The following is a 16,439-nucleotide window of genomic DNA, read 5'->3' on the forward strand; positions in this document are numbered from 1 at the left end:
ATATTTCATAATACGCTACATGCATTGTATCTTTGAGGGAACTCAATTTCTGTGAAAAAATCTCCCAAGATACCGCTGCTATATTACCCACTTTGGCTGTTGCTCAAGGGGTTGTCGTTGTTGCCGCTCTCTGTGCTGTACTTGCTCTCTAGTTTTCTTTATTTACTGGTATATTATGTAATTGGCTACAGAAAAAAAGTAGTTCTTCAGAATCTTCGGAACTCGTTTCCAGACAAGGGGGAGCAGGAAATAAAGCGCATCTGTAAAGATTTCTATAAGCAGTTTACAGATGTGATTGTAGAAATACTGAAGCTTGCCTCTATGAGTAAGAGCGAAATGCAGAGCCGTATTACTTTCACAAACCAAGAACTATTAGACAACTTTGTGCAGCAGGGAAAGCCCGTTATTACCATGGGGGCCCATGTGGGGAACTGGGAATGGATATTGCCAGCTGGTGCCGTGCAGTTTTCTTTTCCAGCTGAGGGCATCTACAAGCCGCTCACGAATGCCTTCTTTGAAGAATTCATGCTTCATGTTCGCAGCAACCTCGGAGCACGCCTGATCAAAATGAAAGAAACGATGCGCGATTTTGTGAAGAACCGAAAAGTGCCGCGTGTTATTGCGATGCTCTCTGACCAAACGCCTCCTTTCGGGGAAATCCATTACTGGACAAACTTCCTGCACCAGGAGACTGCTTTTTATGTAGGTGCCGAGAAGTTATCCAACTCTTTTAATTACCCAGTGCTGTACCTGGATGTGCAGCGAGCCAAAAGAGGCCATTACATTCTCACTTTCGAAACAATAACAGATGGGCAGCAGGATTTGTCTGCCATGGGCGTAGAATACTCTATCACAGAAATTTTCGCTCAAAAGCTGGAAGCAACCCTCCGCCGTTCTCCCGCCGACTACCTTTGGACTCACAAACGCTGGAAACATAAGCGGCCACAGGCAAAGAGTTAGACAGTTAAAGAGTTAGAGGGTTTGGGAGTTAAAAAGTTGAGGAGTTAAAAGTATGTAAGTCTGTCGCTTCTTTCGACTTTCTAACCTTCTACCTTTTTAACTTTTTAAGTAAAACAACTCACTAACTCCTAAACTCTCTAATTCTCTAACTATAAATATTGTTCTATGTCTCCGGCGCCTTCGCGAAGTACTTCGAAGTTGTTTGTTACGTCTACTACAGTAGAGGCTATGTTTTGGCCTGGGCCGCCGTCTATCACGGCATCTACCAGGTTTTTATACTTCTCATAAATTAGCTCTGGATCAGTTGAGTACTCCAGCACCTCGTCATCGTCCCGAACAGAAGTAGAAATGATAGGATTGCCTAATTCGCGGACCAGCATCAGCGCAATGTTGTTGTCTGGTACACGAATGCCTACAGTCTTTTTCTTTCCGCTGGTGTGTTTCGGAACGCGGCTACTGGCATCCAGCACGAAAGTGAATGGGCCAGGCAGCGCCTTCTTCATCACTTTATAAGTAGGGGTGTCTATTTTAGCATAATCTGAAATGTGAGTCAGGTCGGAGCAGATAAAAGAGAGGTTCACTTTGTCGGGCTTTACACCTTTAATCTGGCAAACCCGTTCTACCGCTCTCGCATTGTGTATGTCGCAGCCCAGGCCATAAATGGTATCAGTAGGATAAATGATAACACCGCCGTTGCGGAGGATATCTACGGCTTCCTGTATCTTTCTGCCTTGCGGATTTTCGGGATGGATCTGGATAAGTGCTGCGGTGCTCATGGTTTAGTCTTTAGATTAGAGGTGAAAAGTATTAAGTTAAACATACTCTATTACACTTGCAAGCGTTTCAAATTGCTGCTGTTTTAGCAGAAGGCACTCAGATTTGTATCGGAAGGCACTAACGCAAGAATTGCTCCTACAAACAGGCCTTAAATTTGTAGAGATGAATAGGATAAGTATTACTTTTGGGGTTCTGAAACTGGCGTAAGCGGAACCCTAAACATTTGCAGCGCCTTATAACACATTATGGCTAAAGAAGTCACACCTACAAAAAGATCAAAAAAGCAGAAGAGCATGCTGGTGCCAGGGCTCATTGTGCTCTTCCTGTTTCTGTTCGTAAGCTTTTCTTATTACGCTTACCAAATTGTTTATACCCCTAACGTAGACACCAAAGATCAGGAAACCTATGTGTATATTCCGACGGGTGCCGATTACCAGGAAGCGTTAGATTCGGTAGAGGCTACAGGCGTTATCATCGATAAGTTGTCGCTGCGCTTTATGGCAAAGCTGATGGACTATGACGAACTGGTGAAGCCAGGCCGCTACAAACTGGAAAACGGCTGGGGAAACCGCCAGTTGATTGGAGTATTGCGTGCAGGGCAGCAGTCGCCTGTAAAGCTTACCTTCACTAATGTGCGCCTGCGGAGCCAATTGGCAGAGAAGTTAGCAATTGCTGTAGAGCCGAGCGAAGAAGAAATCGATCAACTGCTAGACGACCAGGAGTACCTCCAGACATTGGGTTTTGACACTACCACGGTAGTGAGCATGTTTATCCCGAATACCTATGAAGTGTACTGGACAACCACTGCCAAAGACCTGATGGAGCGCATGCATACAGAGTATAATAAGTTCTGGACTGCAGAGCGCAAAGCAAAAGCGGAGCAACTGGGGTTGTCGCAGAAAGAAGTCTCTACCTTGGCTTCTATTGTGCAGGCGGAAACAATAAAAAGCGATGAAAAACCACGTGTGGCAGGTGTATACCTGAATCGCCTAGAGAAAGGCATGCTGCTGCAAGCTGACCCAACGGTAGTGTTCAGCGTTGGTGATTTTAGTATACGCAGGGTGCTGAACGTACACCTGCAGCACGATTCGCCCTATAACACCTACAAGTACAAAGGCTTGCCGCCAGGGCCTATAAATGTGCCGAATATTTCGAGTATAGATGCCGTGCTTAACCCTGAGCAGCATAGCTATATTTATTTCTGTGCGAAAGATGATTTTTCTGGATACCACGCTTTTGCGGTTACAGAAGCTGAGCACCGCGCTAATGCACGTCGGTTCCATCAGGCGTTGAACGCGCGAAATATCATGCGCTAGCATTAATGGATGCTGCAAGAGAAGAGCCTGCAAGTGCTATATTGGCGCGGCAGGCTCTTTTTTTGTAGCTTAGCAAGCTATAATCAACCTAAACCAGATAACAGTGTTTGAATCAGAAGTACAGATACGTGTTCGTTATGCAGAAACCGATCAGATGGGTTATGTATATCATGGCAACTATGCTGCTTATTATGAGGTAGCGCGAACGGAAGTATTCAGGCAGTTGGGCATCCATTATAAAGAAATGGAAGCCACTGGCACCATGATGCCAGTGCTAGAGCTTAAATGCAAGTACGTTCGGCCAGCCAAATACGATGATCTGCTAACTGTAAAACTGCTGCTGAAGAACAAGCCTAAAGGTTCTCGCATACTTTTTGAGTACGAAGTGTATAACGAAGAGGGTACTTTGCTGAATATAGGAGAGACCACCATGGTGTTTGTGGATATGAAAACAGGAAGGCCAACGGCAATTCCTGAGCTGATCCACCAGAAGATAGACTCATATTTTAGTGAATGAAGCTTAACCAGCAATATTTAAGGAGAAGGCGCGCGTGGCGCAAGTTCATCGTATTCCTGAAGAAGTGGCGGTTTAACAACGGAAAGTCCTCGGTTTACGATGTGGTAGACGTGCTAATAGGGGAGTTGCGGCTGGATTCCATCACAAAACGGGCGTCATATATGGCCTTCAACTTTACGCTGGCTACTTTCCCGACTATTATTTTCCTTTTTACCCTAATCCCCTACATCCCTAGTGTACTGTCGCTCGACCTGAGCCAGAGTATCCTAAACTTTATCCAGGACTTTATGCCCGAGGAGATGTATACGGCAGCCTCTTCCACCATAGAGGATATTGTAAGCACACCACGGGGAGGCTTGCTTTCTTTTGGTTTCTTGTTTGCGCTTATACTTTCCACCAATGGAATTATGTCGCTCATGGATGCTTTCGATAAGAAATACCACACGTTCTATAAGCGTAGTTATCTGAAAAAGCGCCTGATGGCTACTGCACTAACGGCAGCTCTGTCTCTTATACTTTTAACGGCGGTGGCAGCTATATTTTTTGGGCAGTGGATATTAGATGTGCTGGTTTTTTATGAGATAGTGACCGAGAGCTATACTTACACGCTGCTGATCATACTTAAATATGTGGCCATCGTGTTGCTTTTTCTGCTGGCCACAGGGCTTATTTACTATTACGTACCTGCTATTGAAGATAAATGGCCATTTATATCGGCTGGAGCAGTGGTGGCTACAGGGCTTATCTTTTTGGTGTCGATGATTTTCTCATTTTACATTAGTGCTTTCGATACCTACAACAAGTTTTATGGGTCTATCGGCGCACTTATTGGTTTAATGATCTGGCTCGACTTTATCTGTATGATTCTGATTCTGGGGTTTGAGATAAATGTAAGTATAGATACCGTAACCAAACGCCTTACCCGCAGTGCCCTCCACAGCGAAAAGCATAGCCAGGCTGCAAAAGCTTAGTAAATGAAGGTTGTTGCACACTAGCAGGAATACCTCTGCGTAAAAGACGAGTACGGCTGTATTTGCAGTACTAAATACCGCATAGTTAAGATTATTACGAGTACTTTGAGGTAGTTTCTCTTTTCAGTAGGAGCGATAGTTCTGTAAAACTACCGCGAAAAGCGAAAATATTCAGTCTATAAATCAACATCTTATGTTTTGGGTGCTGAATTTGATAAAAAATATAGCTGTATAGTTTTGATAATTCGATGCGACACCCTACTTTTGTCCTCGAATCAAGTACAGAGAGTTGGCGGAGTGGTCGAACGCGGCGGTCTTGAAAACCGTTGACTGTAACAGGTCCGGGGGTTCGAATCCCTCACTCTCTGCTGTTAGCGATACCAAAATTAGCTAAAAGCCTGCAAATCAAGTATTTGCAGGCTTTTTTGCTTTCAAAGCTGTACCAGATTATTCATTTTTTCGCATAAAAAAGGTGAGTAATCCAGTGAGTTCAGTTGAGGGTTGAATTTACTCACCAGAATTTACATAACTTATTGATACACAAGATGTACAAAAGGTGTACATCTTGATTACGTGTGACTGCAAAGCTACATTTGTTTAACTTTTAAAGTCACGTGGTTATGAGTGTTAACTTCAGTCTTCTCTTTTACCTTAAAAAGCAAAAGAACTACCAGGCCCTGCCTCAGTCTACCTGCGCATCACCGTCAATGGTTTACGTGCAGAACTGGCCACAGGAAGAGAGTGCGAGCCCGACCGCTGGAACGCCTCCGCCGGTCGGGCTGCCGGTACAAAGGCAGCCTCCAAGTCCCTGAACGCTTACTTGGACAGCCTGCAGGTGAGGGTGTATGAGTGTCACCGCCAGCTGGTGGAAGCCTCTGTGCCGGTCACTGCTACAAATATCAAGAACAGGGTTACCAGAAAGGAGGAGAAGGGAATCATGCTGATAGAGGTTTTCCAGCACCACAACAGCAAAATGGAGGCGCTGGTAGGGGAGGAGTTTGCGCCGGGGACGCTGGAGCGCTACACCACCTCTCTGAGGCACACGGTAGATTTCCTTCAGTGGAAGTACCAGGTATCCGACATCGATATCAGGAAAGTCAACCACGCCTTAATTACCGAGTACGAGTTTTACCTCAGAAGCATCCGCAAGTGCGCCAACAATACGGCTGTCAAGTACATCAAGAACTTCGGCAAGATCATCCGCATCTGCCTGGCCAACGGCTGGCTCACGGCCAACCCTTTTGTCAACTACAAGGCGAAGGTGAAGAAGGTGGACCGGGTTTTCCTCTCAGAGGAGGAACTGGCAACAATGGCAGCTAAAGAATTTGCGATGGATCGCCTCTCGCAGGTGCGGGATATTTTCCTCTTCAGCTGTTTTACAGGACTGGCTTATGTGGATGTGCTGCAACTTACGCGCGCTGACATTGGCAGAGGTATTGATGGTGAGAAGTGGGTAATTAAAAAGAGGCAGAAGACAGACGTCGCATCCCGCATCCCATTATTGCCCTCAGCATTGCAGATACTGGAGAAGTACAAGGACCACCCGCAGTGTCTGAACGATGGAAGACTGCTTCCTGTACTAAGCAACCAGAAGATGAACGCCTACCTTAAAGAGATAGCGGACCTGTGCGGTATCCATAAACCGCTTACGTTCCATATTGCCCGCCACACCTTTGCCACTACCGTCACACTATTGAACGGCGTACCTATGGAGAGCGTGTCAAAGATGCTGGGTCACACTAATCTCAGAACAACCCAGCACTACGCCAAGATTCTGGATATAAAAGTGAGCGAGGACATGCTGTTGCTTAAAAACAAGTTTAAACTATAGCAAAGGTAAGCAACTCCGAAGTTTCTAGATCGGCTTGTCAAAATTTTGGTATGGTCGCTCATAAAAATGGAAAAACAAATATGGTAGGTCTGGGCTGGAGGGAACATTGTCTCCTCTAGCGCTGGTTATGAACTATCCTGCTCGGCAGGCTGAGTCTGTGCCACAGGGGTCTGGAATTGGCTGCCCGATGATTGATGAACATCTTGGATCAGCCGGAATACGCAAGCTTAAAAAAGCTAAGTAACGGGACGAAATTACATTAACTTATATTCTGTAATCTGAAAAGTTGATAAACAGGTGCTTTCCTACCGACGCCAGTGCCATGTTCACGGCATAGAAGAGGTTGTCTGTGGTGAGGTAATCCTGCGGCTTTAGCCACCTAGCCTTTAGCTCCTTCCATAGCCTTTCGGCTATATTGGGGTGCGGCGAGTAAACAGGCAGGTAAAAGAGGAACAGCCGCTGCTGCCAACCATCCAGTTGCTTTTTCACCTTGCCTGCCGTGTGTACCCTGGCATTGTCCAGCACCACCACAGTTGGCTTTTCTATCCTGAGCGAGAGCCTGTCCAGCTGCTCTACGATGAAATCAGAGGTGATGCTCTCCTCGCTGGTGGCATACACGATTCTGTTGTCCCTGGAGATGAGGGCAAAGCAGTGGAGGCCTTTCCCTTTTGCCGACTCTATACAGACTTCTTCATCTTCAAACTGCCAGCCGTAGGGCACATAACCCTCAGGGGAAGCCTGGCTCTCGTTGAACTTGCAATGTTTTACTGGAGACTTTTTTCAGGCAGCCACTGCTTGGTTGTATAGGATGGTTTCATACTGGCAAGGGGTTAGGTAACCGAGTGCTGAGTGCCTCCTTTTCCTGTTGTAGAAACCTTCGATATACTCAAAGATGGCCAGTCGGGCCTCTTGTCTGGTGGTAAACTGGTGGTGGTACACCATTTCTGTTTTCATCGTCTTAAAGANTTCGATATACTCAAAGATGGCCAGTCGGGCCTCTTGTCTGGTGGTAAACTGGTGGTGGTACACCATTTCTGTTTTCATCGTCTTAAAGAGGCTCTCGGCTACAGCGTTATCCCAGCAACTGCCCCTGCGGCTCATACTCTGCACTACCGGCATCCCCTCCAGTTGCTCGCAGAAGGCACTGCAGGCATACTGCACGCCCCTGTCAGAATGGAACAAAAGGGAATAGAACAAAGGTCTACTTTTGATGGCCATCTGAAAGGCAGCCACCGTGGTGAATTCCGCCTCCATGGTATCGCTCAGCGCCCAACCCACCACTTTCCTGTCAGCCAGGCCCAGTGCCACCGTCAGGTACAGCCAGCCTTCCAGTGTCCTGATGTAGGTCAGATCAGAGACCCACTTCTCTGCCAGCCTTGCCGCCTGGAAATTTCTTGCCAGATGATTCTCAGCTACTGTGCAGGTATGGCTGGAGTCGGTGGTCTGCACCCGGTACTTCTTTCTTATGATGCTATGTATCACTTCGTCTGTTCCAACGGCACGAGGTAACTGCTTTCCTTCTTGAAGCCGATTCCCTTAAAGGTTTTGTCATCTTTGAGATGATAAACATCGATATCGTGCCTTTTCAGCACCTCAGCCAAACGGTACGCTCTGGCATTGTCGTTACTGGACCCGAACACGTACGCTTTCGCAGCACTTTTTTTGCCTTCATTCAGGCCATCGCGAAAATAAGTACGCTGGATTCCAGAAGCTCTTTGCGTAAGTTCAGGCCTGCATCTATCACAGCCAGAGAACTCACGAATTGATTCCGGACACCAAAAGGAAAGGTCAGAAGACCATTGTCAGATTTCTGTGCATACCCTGTAGACCGGGCCTGTTCGAATAGCAAAGCAACACCCCGTTAAAATCCAGGTAAGTAGGCCCTCTGCCGTTGTAGTAATCATCGTAGCCCTCCTTTGAAGCATACAAGGAGCCGATGCCGTCTAAGCTTTTGCCTACATACTCGGCAATTTTAACGGTAAGGGTTTGGTTCTGCACCGGTATCAGTGGGTGGACACGGCTGGGCTCACCTGGCGAAACGTGAAATGTGGCATTAGTGCCCTGCTCATGTTCGTCTACCAGAATATTCGGCTTCCACTCATGCAACTTAGCCACCTTTACCTGCGACTCAGGCATCTGGAGGGGCAGCCAGTCACGGTTTAGATCGAACCATTAGTGGTTAAAGCGGTCTCCGGGCCACGCCTCGCTATGCTCCCGCGTTTGGGGGTCGGCATTGAAACTGGTGGTATACCGGTGCTGGTTCACCCATCCCGAGAAGCGGGTTAACCCATCAGGGTTCTCAGTAGGGTCGATACAAATGACCTGGTTATTTAAAACCTCATCAATTTTAGGGCCCTTGGCTGCCGCAAGGTGGTAGAGGGTAAGCAGCGATGCGTTGCTGCCGCTGGTTTCGTTTCCGTGTATGCTATGCCCTAGCCACACAAATGCAGGCTGGCTATCGATGTTCACAGACCCTGATACTTCAGGATCTGCCAATTTCAGGTGCTCGGCCTTAATCTGATTCATCCGTTTCTGGTTCTGCTCCGAAGTTATGATCAGCAACACGTACGGCCTATTTTCGAAAGTCCTGCCTATTTCCTCAAATTGAAAGCGGGGAGACAAATCTGCCATAGTTTTGGCATAGTAATACAGTTGATCATGTGTTACATGCTGGTCGCCAGGCATGAAACACATGATCTTGTCTGGTGTCGGAATGTTTGAGTCATACTCATACCCTTGGGGCAGATAGTAGGAGAGTGATATTTTCGTTAGCTGAGCCCGCTCTCTGAAACAAAGAGAAGGGCCGCCAGAGCCGACAACAAAAAAGTTCGGGTGAATACTTTGTTTATGTTGGTCATAAACCAGATTGATTTAGATGCTAATGTTTTCGAGGTACTTGTACCCACTGCCAGTGTTTAACAGCAACACCCGCTCTCCAGTCTGTATCCAGTTGGTAGCCTTTAGTTTTTTGAAAGCCTGCCACAAAGCTGCCCCTTCCGGAGCGAACAACATGCCTTCTCTAAAGGCAATCTCTTTTAAGGCCGCCTCCATTTCGCAGTCGTTAATGCTAATGGCATTGCCATTGCTTTCGCGTAATACTTTCAGGATCAGTTTGTCGGCGTAAGGCTTTGGCACCCGTAGCCCATTAGCAATGGTAAAGCCATTGTCAATGGCTTCGGAGTAGGTTTTCTTTTGATGAAAAGCCTGCGTAATACCATCACAGCTATTAGATTGCACCGCCACCATTCGAGGTCGTTTGCTCCCGATCCAGCCTAAACCTTCCATTTCATCAAAAGCCTTCCAGATACCCAGCAGGCCTGTACCTCCGCCTGTGGGGTAAAGAATCACGTCTGGCAATGACCAGCCTAACTGCTCAGCAATCTCGTAGCCCATTGTTTTTTTCCCTTCCAGGCGGTAAGGCTCTTTCAGGGTAGAGACCTGAAACCAGTCATTTGCAACAGCCTTTTCATTGGCAATCCTGCCGCAGTCTGATATGTTGCCGTCCACTTCTGTCAGAACAGCTCCGTACAACCGACACTCGTCCTTAAAAATATTTGGAGTGAGTTTGGGCATATATACATGAGCAGTAATACCGGCACTGGCACAATAAGCAGCTAGGGCCCCGCCAGCATTTCCTGCTGTGGGCGTCACGATGTTCGTAATACCTAGTTCCTTAGCTTTAGACACAGCTGCACTAATGCCCCTGGCCTTAAAAGAGCCGGTAGGGTTGCCAGACTCATCCTTCCAGAAAACTTCGTTTTCTTCTGCAAAACCTTTTAAGTTTTTAAGAGGCAAAATCGGCGTAAAGCCTTCACCCAATGTTACAATATTAGCAGGGTCAACTACTGGCAGAAACTCCTGGTAGCGCCACATATTAGTTGGTCTGCCTGCCAATAGCTGCTCCGGTATTAAGCCATCCGGCAGATCATATTCGGAGTAGAGGGAAGAGAGGCAATCTGGGTTCTGGCAAACAGTCTGTACAGTTAAATGGCTGTAACTTGTGCCACAGTTTGGGCACTTAAGTTGGGATATAAGAGAAATAGTTTGTAAATCTAGCATGTTTTTATAGTTGAATTATCGTATAAAATTCCATTAGTATCCTGAATTCTGCTCCAGGGCCGGATCTATCAGAACTTCGGCATAAGATATCGGGAAGACCAGCTTTCCTTCATCTTCAATTTGCAGAACCACCTACTGCGCTTTACTGATTCTTACAAGATCAAACCACTTATAGGCTCAAAAGCAAATTCTAATCTTCTTTCCTGCTCAATAGCCAGCAAGAACTTCTCTGTGATAGCAGGCGTAAGCTCAGTCCTTTCGCGCACTGCATTCAAGACTACTTTTCTTTCCTGAAGCATAACAAGGTGTGCATTAGCTTTTGCTCTGATAAGGTACTTCTCCGCAATTCGTAAAATGAAGGCAGGATCTGTGCTTGGGTTACGATAGTACATCTTGCCAACTGGAATGACTTCTCATTTCCAACATGAGAGAAAATTCAAACCGCATTTGCAGAAGCCACAACAGAGAACTTTCCGTCCATATCTGTGGTGCCGTTTGTAGCTGCTTTAACCTGAATAATCACACTTGGCAGAGCTAACTTACCTTCCGAATCAACCACTACACCTGAAATAACTTTCCCGTCACTTTGTCTACAAGCCATCGCCAATAGAGAGGGGCTGCCGGTGGCCTTCTACCTCCACGCTAGCCCCTTTATGGATGTGACCACGCTGCAGGTCATGCCCCTAGACCTGCTCGAGTGCCTCTATGCTGACGACGGCTACACCTGCTATGATGTGGAGGACCTACTCAGAGGGTGCGTTGGGGTGGAGCTGCGCACCTGCCGCAAAAGCAATAGTAAAAGAGCAGATGAGCCTCATATAGATTTCCTCTAGGACCACTACTGCAAGTGCATCGAAAACACCTTCACCGGCATCACGGGCCTTTCCCAAAGAGAATCTAAACTTTCGATCCGCAAGGGTCCGTCCTCAAATTTATCCTCTTATCATCGCCTACACACTAAACAAGCTCACCGAGTAACTCGCAACACAGTTAATTAGCTTTCAAAACATCAAAGCATTTACATTAAGCTGAAAATAACAATGTTGTTTTGTTGTTCTATATTGGAACAGCTGTTAACTTTTGTTGATGGCTTGTAGAGTAAGTATACAAGCACCTTTGAATTTAAAAATTACCTTCTCTTGTATGCATCACTAACACATGCGTCCTCATGGGGCTTGATTATTGAACTAAATTATTTTTAAAAATTAAAACATAGCAACAATCAGGTTAGATGGTACAGTATGTAGACAAATTCTCAAAAGCATACATATTTTATTGAAGCTTTCCTACATCTGCCAAATCTCTGTCTAAAATTCTTAGAGTTTCCCAATACTTTATCAAGTTTTTATGGGATTCATTTACCTAAGGTTCTTTTACGATCTGTATTACGGCACCTCTTGACTGCTTCAGAACACTTTCTGAGTTAGAGGCCTCAAAAAAGTTTTGATTGTCATAAGATGTTAAGCTTGGATCAACAGAGTGAAGGAGTTACTAACTATTAAAAACATATAAAATAAAATTTTGAGGTCTATTTTCAATTCTTGGCATTCCTGCCACAACACGTCTACCTTGTAAAATTTAAGAGCTGCATTGGTAACTTATTATAGTTTCAACTACACTATAATCGTTTTAAATTATTATATTGAACAACCGCATTTAATAAATATTAATCAAGATTACTTCAATTATATTTATCATATTACATTATTTACGTCTCACAAATATAAAATTAATAAAAATAAATACCCTTATATTGGTCATACAAAAATGGAATGGCCTATAACATTTAAGGTAATCTTGTAATAAATTATTAGTGATAAAAAATTAGAAAGCTATAAAATGGCCTGTTACTTCTTAAGGAATCAAACACCTTTTCACCTCTGCAAATATCTTTATATAATGGGAGTTACCCATGGCTATAAAGGAATTCCCCCTGAACCTGTAAAAGTTATTGTCTTTGGAGGGCACACATTTTCAATAATGCTATCCTGGCTCATCCAGTTGAGCCTTTGAAACGCCCGCAACACACAGAAGATATAGTTCTGGATAGCGTGTGTCTGGCGCACAAATAAGTGCTGGGCGTGGCACTTCTACTTGATGATGCGGAAATATTCCTCCACATGCCAGTTGTCGGTCTTTTATCTGCTGAAACTACTCTCTGCTGATGCGCCCAGACTTCTCCCTGTCAGCCAGGCACATGACGTAGTCTCCTACGTGGCCTAGTATGTACACCGTCCGAAACCCCTTCAGATGGGTAATCAAACCCTGCTGCGGTACATCTTTTACCTTTCCCACTTGCTCATAGTGGCCAGGGTGGTAGAGACGGTGCGGTTAGCCTCCAGGCCCACCAGAAAACCCACTTCCTGGCTTCTTAAGAACTTCAGGTTCTCTGTGGAGGCGTAACCTGCTGTCGACGTTCACCCAAGCAGGGCGCAATCCCCACTGCCAGCACTCACTGACCATCTCCCGAAAGTACTCGTGCTTGTCTTCCCCTCCCAGTAGCGGTAGACATGGACATTAACAGGAAATCTCACGCCCGATGCATCTGTATAAAACAGAGTGATGAGGTTAATGCCCTTCAATGTCCCGTGATACCTGTCCGAGTAGAAATAGCCTACCAGTTCAGTGGCGGAAGGGTCTGTGAAGGGCTTGTCAAGCACCGAGTCATCGGCTGAGAGAACACTTCCTTCTAATTTCAGTTCTTGCCTGTCTGTTTCTAAGAAGTCTTTGCCAGTAAGGTGAGTTGCTTAAACGGAAGCGATTTATCTCATATACTAAGAATGTTCCATGACTTTTTATTCCAATTCTGCGCCCCTAAATCAAGCGCATGATTTTACTTTATTACAGTAGATCATCTCAAGCTGCCTGCTCCCTCACATCCTTTTATCCTTCGCCTCCCGATCAAAACTTACCAAGTTAAACATCTCCGGCATCCGCATTCCATAAGCTTGTTCTATTTCTGCGCTGGTCAGGTTGGTGGTCAGGTGCGTCTTCACGCCCCAGAGGACGAACTGGTCATAGCGGCTCAAAAGGATCTCCCCCATCACGTTGCAGGTGTTTCCGAAGTACCTTCCGCTGCTCTCCGTCCCCAGATCATCGAAGAGATAGGCGCTTGCCTTCAGGAGGGAGCCGGGCGGAGGCTGGCTGTAGCGCTGGATCACCTCATGCCCTCCTTTTGAAACTCAAAGCTCACTTCCCGGCAGGACTTGACCCGGTAGCGCTCCTGCGGGGGCAGCAGCAGCAGGCGCAAAAGCGTCATCAGGCTCGTCTTGCCGCAACCGATGGGCCCTGAGAGCAGGATGCCCTTTCTGAGGCTCAACCCCTGCCGCCCAGCAATTACCTCGTTCCCTGTAATGCAAGCCAGCAGCTTTTCCAGGAGCGGGTAGTCCTCCCCGTGAAGCCTGAAATGCTCCCCGTACAGCTCCTTGCTCTTGCGCTCCAGAAAGGCAAGGCACCGCGCGAAATACAGCGTCTGATTTCCCGTCTCTGGCTGCGCCACAGCCTCAGAGGGGCTCGGTGTAGTCTTTTGCCCTGGCGTGACCTGCTGCAGGCGTTGCTTCATGATTTCCCTGATCGTTTTCATCATCTTTCCTGTTTTGGCTTACCTCGTTGATCATCCATTTGCGCGCTGCCACCTGCCAGTCCCGCATCGGGCTCCTGCCCAGCATCCAGCCGTTGGCGCTGTAGTGGTGGAAGAAGCGGGAGGCCTCCAGCTCCCGGTATCCCCGCTCCTGAAAAAAGTTGCGCACCTCCTCCAGGCGGGGAGGCTCTCCTGCCGCTTTCTTTTCTTTTTCGACGCAACCTTTTTCTTTTCTTTCGGACTTTTCCTCCGTCTCCTGTTCATTTTCTGAACTCTCTTCGCGCGCGCGTTCTCTCCCGTTTATAGAGTTTATATAGTTTATGTTTTTTTTACTGTTTATAGAAGGACCTAGCTCCCGTTCAGCACCCGTACAGCACAGGTTCACCTCCCCTACAGCTCCAGTACAGGAAATAGCCTGCTCAGGCGTATCCTCCGTTTCGGGTCTGTCATTAAAGCTGAGCATATAGCCCAGGTTCCCCCGGAAATGGTTGTAGGAGGGATCGTAGTGGACGTAGCCCCAGGCGTGCAGCTCTTTGATGCACTTGTGGTAGGTGACGCGGGAGCTTATCCTGGAGATCTCCACCACCTCTGAGCGGGAAACGGAGATGGGGTTGCGGAACCGGTTCAGGTTCCACTGCTGGAACAGGGCCATGTACAGGCTCACGTGCGTGGGGTTGAACCAGTAGTCACGGGAAACCCTTCGGAAAAAGCTGGTCAGGTGGGCGATGTAGTTCATGGCTTTGCCTCCTTCCCGTCCATGAGCCGCTCGATGTCCTCGGCGCGATAGTAAATCGTGCCGCCGATCTTAGTAAAAGGCAGTGTGCCGTTGATGCGCAGCGTCTGCAGCGTGGCCGGCGAAATCTAGAGCAGCTTCCGCACCTCCGCTGATTTGAGCACCTGCTTTGATGCCTGCGGCTGCCGCCTGCTGAGCAGTTGCCGCAGGTCCTCTAAGAGCTGCCTGCGAAAACGCTGCATTGGAATTGCAATTGGAGCTGCTACATTTGATAGGACAGAGAGTTAAGCGAAAAACCTATAACTTAACGCTATGTCAAGAGAGCGAAGAAAATTCGACAGAGAATTCAAACTGATGGCCGTAGAGCTCAGCAAGAGCAGGGAGAATATAAATGAACTGGCCAGAGAGCTGGGTATTCGCCCAGAGCTTATCTACCGCTGGCGCTCAGAGCACTTAGAGAAGCCAGATGCCAGCTTTACAGGCCATGGCAAGGCCCGGCATACCCCAGAGGAGGCAGAGATAGCCAAACTAAAGAAACAGCTCAGGGATGTAGAAATGGAAAGGGATATCTTAAAAAAGGCCATCAGCATCTTCTCCAGGGGAGACGGGAAATCTACGGGTTTATAACCGCTCACAGCTCCAGATTTCCCGTTGAGATGATGTGCAGAGTACTCAAAGTCAGCAGGAGCGGCTACTATGGCTCATTGAAGGGCTCTGTATCGAAGAGAGCCAAAGAAAATGAAAAGCTGCTGTCTTTGATCAAAGAAGAGCATAAGAAAAGCAAGGGGCGCTACGGCAGCCCCAGGATCAGTAAAGCATTGAGATCCAAAGACGTGCTGGTTTCCAGGCCCAGGGTAGCTCGGCTGATGAAACAGGCTCAGATCAGAGCCAAGATGATCAGAAGATTTAGAGCGACCACAGATTCAAAGCATAGCTTTGTAGTAAGTGAGAACCTGCTGAACCGAAACTTTTCGGCTGTGCGCACTGGTCAGGCATGGGTATCGGACATTACCTATATCAGAACCTCAGCAGGTAGGCTTTACTTGACCGTAGTGCTGGATTTGGCGGATAGGAAAGTGATAGGCTGGGCTTTGAGTGAAGGCATGAAAGCAAAGGATACTACGGTAGCCGCTTTGAGGATGGCTATCATCAACAGTTCTGTCGTTGAGAACCTCATCTTCCATTCAGACAGAGGTGTGCAGTATGCCTGTGATGAGTTCAGAAAGGAGCTAAAGGCTTACCCTTTAATCTGTCAGAGCATGAGCCGCAAAGCCAACTGTTGGGGCAATGCCGTTGCTGAAAGCTTCTTTAAGAGCCTGAAAACTGAATGTGTATACGGAGGTAAATTTGAAAACCAGAGAATGGCAGCTATGGAAATATTCGAATACATCGAGGTTTTCTACAATAGAGAAAGGTTCCACTCCAGCCTAGGCTATCATACACCTGCACAGATGGAACAACTACTAAACCAGAAACATATAGCAGCTTAATATTTTGTCCACTTTTTTGTTGCAAGTCCATGAGTTACTTTACTGTTCTGCGCATACCATTCTGACAAAATAAGTAACGGGACGAAATTACATTACTCTAAATTTTGTAGTCAGCGAAGTTGATAAACAGGTGCTTTCCTACCGCCGCCAGTGCCATGTTCACAGCATAGAAGAGGTTGTCTGTGGTGAGGTAATCCTGCGGCTT

Annotated in this window: 21 protein-coding genes, 1 tRNA gene and 1 pseudogene; 10 read left to right on the top strand and 13 right to left on the bottom strand. The window is 46.9% G+C overall.

Features of this window, described 5'->3' with window-relative positions:
* Positions 1-51 precede the first annotated feature (51 nt).
* The gene (locus LN893_RS16830) at positions 52-960 is read left to right on the top strand and encodes a lysophospholipid acyltransferase family protein (RefSeq protein WP_229972111.1); all 909 of its coding nucleotides are present in this window, start codon (positions 52-54) and stop codon (positions 958-960) included.
* A gap of 149 nt (positions 961-1,109) precedes the next feature.
* Here the strand turns inward: LN893_RS16830 and LN893_RS16835 are convergent, their stop codons facing one another.
* Positions 1,110-1,736: an L-threonylcarbamoyladenylate synthase gene (locus LN893_RS16835; protein ID WP_229972113.1), complete on the bottom strand. Its 627-nt coding sequence runs from the start codon at positions 1,734-1,736 to the stop codon at positions 1,110-1,112.
* Positions 1,737-1,982: 246 nt separating this feature from the next.
* On the opposite strand from LN893_RS16835, the gene mltG reads away from it, so the two are divergent.
* From mltG to LN893_RS16860, 5 genes are all read left to right on the top strand, one after another.
* Positions 1,983-3,053 carry an endolytic transglycosylase MltG gene (gene mltG, locus LN893_RS16840; RefSeq protein ID WP_229972115.1) on the top strand — a complete coding sequence of 357 codons (1,071 nt, stop codon included), beginning with the start codon at positions 1,983-1,985 and terminating at the stop codon, positions 3,051-3,053.
* Between the two features lie 103 nt (positions 3,054-3,156).
* A complete protein-coding gene (locus tag LN893_RS16845; RefSeq protein ID WP_229972117.1) occupies positions 3,157-3,570 on the top strand; it encodes an acyl-CoA thioesterase in 414 nt (137 codons plus the stop codon).
* Complete coding sequence (locus LN893_RS16850) at positions 3,567-4,541, top strand: YihY/virulence factor BrkB family protein (RefSeq protein WP_229972119.1); 975 nt, start codon at positions 3,567-3,569, stop codon at positions 4,539-4,541. The genes LN893_RS16845 and LN893_RS16850 overlap by 4 nt, the downstream gene beginning before the upstream one ends.
* Before the next feature lie 283 nt (positions 4,542-4,824).
* A tRNA-Ser gene (locus LN893_RS16855) sits at positions 4,825-4,909 on the top strand.
* A 356-nt stretch (positions 4,910-5,265) separates the two neighbouring features.
* The gene (locus LN893_RS16860; RefSeq protein WP_500797099.1) at positions 5,266-6,372 is read left to right on the top strand and encodes a site-specific integrase; all 1,107 of its coding nucleotides are present in this window, start codon (positions 5,266-5,268) and stop codon (positions 6,370-6,372) included.
* 264 nt (positions 6,373-6,636) lie between these two features.
* Here the strand turns inward: LN893_RS16860 and LN893_RS16865 are convergent.
* Both LN893_RS16865 and LN893_RS16870 read right to left on the bottom strand, forming a co-directional pair.
* Positions 6,637-7,107: pseudogene (locus LN893_RS16865) on the bottom strand (transposase); the annotation flags it as partial.
* 45 nt (positions 7,108-7,152) lie between these two features.
* Positions 7,153-7,854 (bottom strand): IS3 family transposase, encoded by a 702-nt coding sequence (locus LN893_RS16870; protein WP_229972123.1) that lies wholly within the window; start codon positions 7,852-7,854, stop codon positions 7,153-7,155.
* A 77-nt stretch (positions 7,855-7,931) separates the two neighbouring features.
* On the opposite strand from LN893_RS16870, the gene LN893_RS16875 reads away from it, so the two are divergent.
* Entirely contained in the window at positions 7,932-8,138 is a 207-nt protein-coding gene (locus LN893_RS16875; RefSeq protein WP_229972125.1) for a hypothetical protein, read from the top strand.
* A gap of 22 nt (positions 8,139-8,160) precedes the next feature.
* Here LN893_RS16875 and LN893_RS16880 read toward each other — a convergent pair whose 3' ends face one another.
* The 5 genes from LN893_RS16880 to LN893_RS16900 form a co-directional block, all read right to left on the bottom strand.
* Positions 8,161-8,508: a M14 family metallopeptidase gene (locus LN893_RS16880; protein WP_229972127.1), complete on the bottom strand. Its 348-nt coding sequence runs from the start codon at positions 8,506-8,508 to the stop codon at positions 8,161-8,163.
* A gap of 36 nt (positions 8,509-8,544) precedes the next feature.
* Positions 8,545-9,003 (bottom strand): M14 family zinc carboxypeptidase, encoded by a 459-nt coding sequence (locus LN893_RS16885; RefSeq protein WP_229972129.1) that lies wholly within the window; start codon positions 9,001-9,003, stop codon positions 8,545-8,547.
* A 240-nt stretch (positions 9,004-9,243) separates the two neighbouring features.
* Positions 9,244-10,431: a threonine synthase gene (locus LN893_RS16890; protein ID WP_229972131.1), complete on the bottom strand. Its 1,188-nt coding sequence runs from the start codon at positions 10,429-10,431 to the stop codon at positions 9,244-9,246.
* A 152-nt stretch (positions 10,432-10,583) separates the two neighbouring features.
* The gene (locus LN893_RS16895) at positions 10,584-10,823 is read right to left on the bottom strand and encodes a RagB/SusD family nutrient uptake outer membrane protein (protein WP_229972133.1); all 240 of its coding nucleotides are present in this window, start codon (positions 10,821-10,823) and stop codon (positions 10,584-10,586) included.
* 44 nt (positions 10,824-10,867) lie between these two features.
* Positions 10,868-11,032 carry a carboxypeptidase-like regulatory domain-containing protein gene (locus LN893_RS16900; protein WP_229972135.1) on the bottom strand — a complete coding sequence of 55 codons (165 nt, stop codon included), beginning with the start codon at positions 11,030-11,032 and terminating at the stop codon, positions 10,868-10,870.
* A gap of 52 nt (positions 11,033-11,084) precedes the next feature.
* Between LN893_RS16900 and LN893_RS16905 the strand changes: the two genes are divergently transcribed.
* On the top strand, positions 11,085-11,264 hold the full coding sequence (locus LN893_RS16905) for a hypothetical protein (RefSeq protein WP_229972137.1): 180 nt from the start codon (positions 11,085-11,087) through the stop codon (positions 11,262-11,264).
* A gap of 1,318 nt (positions 11,265-12,582) precedes the next feature.
* Here LN893_RS16905 and LN893_RS16910 read toward each other — a convergent pair.
* The 5 genes from LN893_RS16910 to LN893_RS20820 form a co-directional block, all read right to left on the bottom strand.
* On the bottom strand, positions 12,583-12,726 hold the full coding sequence (locus LN893_RS16910) for a hypothetical protein (protein WP_229972139.1): 144 nt from the start codon (positions 12,724-12,726) through the stop codon (positions 12,583-12,585).
* Between the two features lie 578 nt (positions 12,727-13,304).
* Positions 13,305-13,592, bottom strand: a complete 288-nt coding sequence (locus LN893_RS16915; RefSeq protein ID WP_229972141.1) for a hypothetical protein — start codon at positions 13,590-13,592, stop codon at positions 13,305-13,307.
* A complete protein-coding gene (locus tag LN893_RS16920; protein WP_229972143.1) occupies positions 13,589-13,930 on the bottom strand; it encodes an ATP-binding protein in 342 nt (113 codons plus the stop codon). The genes LN893_RS16915 and LN893_RS16920 overlap by 4 nt, the downstream gene beginning before the upstream one ends.
* A gap of 4 nt (positions 13,931-13,934) precedes the next feature.
* Positions 13,935-14,747, bottom strand: a complete 813-nt coding sequence (locus LN893_RS16925; protein ID WP_229972145.1) for a hypothetical protein — start codon at positions 14,745-14,747, stop codon at positions 13,935-13,937.
* Positions 14,744-14,872 carry a helix-turn-helix domain-containing protein gene (locus LN893_RS20820; RefSeq protein ID WP_369427692.1) on the bottom strand — a complete coding sequence of 43 codons (129 nt, stop codon included), beginning with the start codon at positions 14,870-14,872 and terminating at the stop codon, positions 14,744-14,746. The genes LN893_RS16925 and LN893_RS20820 overlap by 4 nt, the downstream gene beginning before the upstream one ends.
* Before the next feature lie 184 nt (positions 14,873-15,056).
* Between LN893_RS20820 and LN893_RS20995 the strand changes: the two genes are divergently transcribed.
* Complete coding sequence (locus tag LN893_RS20995; protein WP_439651222.1) at positions 15,057-15,371, top strand: transposase; 315 nt, start codon at positions 15,057-15,059, stop codon at positions 15,369-15,371.
* A complete protein-coding gene (locus LN893_RS16935) occupies positions 15,356-16,234 on the top strand; it encodes an IS3 family transposase (RefSeq protein WP_439651223.1) in 879 nt (292 codons plus the stop codon). Before LN893_RS20995 ends, LN893_RS16935 begins: the two co-directional genes overlap by 16 nt.
* The last annotated feature ends 205 nt before the right edge of the window (positions 16,235-16,439 follow it).

Source organism: Pontibacter harenae, from assembly GCF_020907245.1.
GTDB classification, from domain to species: domain Bacteria; phylum Bacteroidota; class Bacteroidia; order Cytophagales; family Hymenobacteraceae; genus Pontibacter; species Pontibacter harenae.

Bases quoted from the DNA above. Each gene is read 5' to 3' on its own strand.
- LN893_RS16835 (WP_229972113.1), bottom strand. From the start codon at position 1,736: ATGAGCACCGCAGCACTTATCCAGATCCATCCCGAAAATCCGCAAGGC.
- mltG (WP_229972115.1), top strand. From the start codon at position 1,983: ATGGCTAAAGAAGTCACACCTACAAAAAGATCAAAAAAGCAGAAGAGC.
- LN893_RS16850 (WP_229972119.1), top strand. From the start codon at position 3,567: ATGAAGCTTAACCAGCAATATTTAAGGAGAAGGCGCGCGTGGCGCAAG.
- LN893_RS16875 (WP_229972125.1), top strand. From the start codon at position 7,932: ATGATAAACATCGATATCGTGCCTTTTCAGCACCTCAGCCAAACGGTA.
- LN893_RS16880 (WP_229972127.1), bottom strand. From the start codon at position 8,508: ATGCCTGAGTCGCAGGTAAAGGTGGCTAAGTTGCATGAGTGGAAGCCG.
- LN893_RS16885 (WP_229972129.1), bottom strand. From the start codon at position 9,003: ATGGCAGATTTGTCTCCCCGCTTTCAATTTGAGGAAATAGGCAGGACT.
- LN893_RS16890 (WP_229972131.1), bottom strand. From the start codon at position 10,431: ATGCTAGATTTACAAACTATTTCTCTTATATCCCAACTTAAGTGCCCA.
- LN893_RS16895 (WP_229972133.1), bottom strand. From the start codon at position 10,823: ATGTACTATCGTAACCCAAGCACAGATCCTGCCTTCATTTTACGAATT.
- LN893_RS16900 (WP_229972135.1), bottom strand. From the start codon at position 11,032: ATGGCTTGTAGACAAAGTGACGGGAAAGTTATTTCAGGTGTAGTGGTT.
- LN893_RS16905 (WP_229972137.1), top strand. From the start codon at position 11,085: ATGGATGTGACCACGCTGCAGGTCATGCCCCTAGACCTGCTCGAGTGC.
- LN893_RS16925 (WP_229972145.1), bottom strand. From the start codon at position 14,747: ATGAACTACATCGCCCACCTGACCAGCTTTTTCCGAAGGGTTTCCCGT.
- LN893_RS20995 (WP_439651222.1), top strand. From the start codon at position 15,057: ATGTCAAGAGAGCGAAGAAAATTCGACAGAGAATTCAAACTGATGGCC.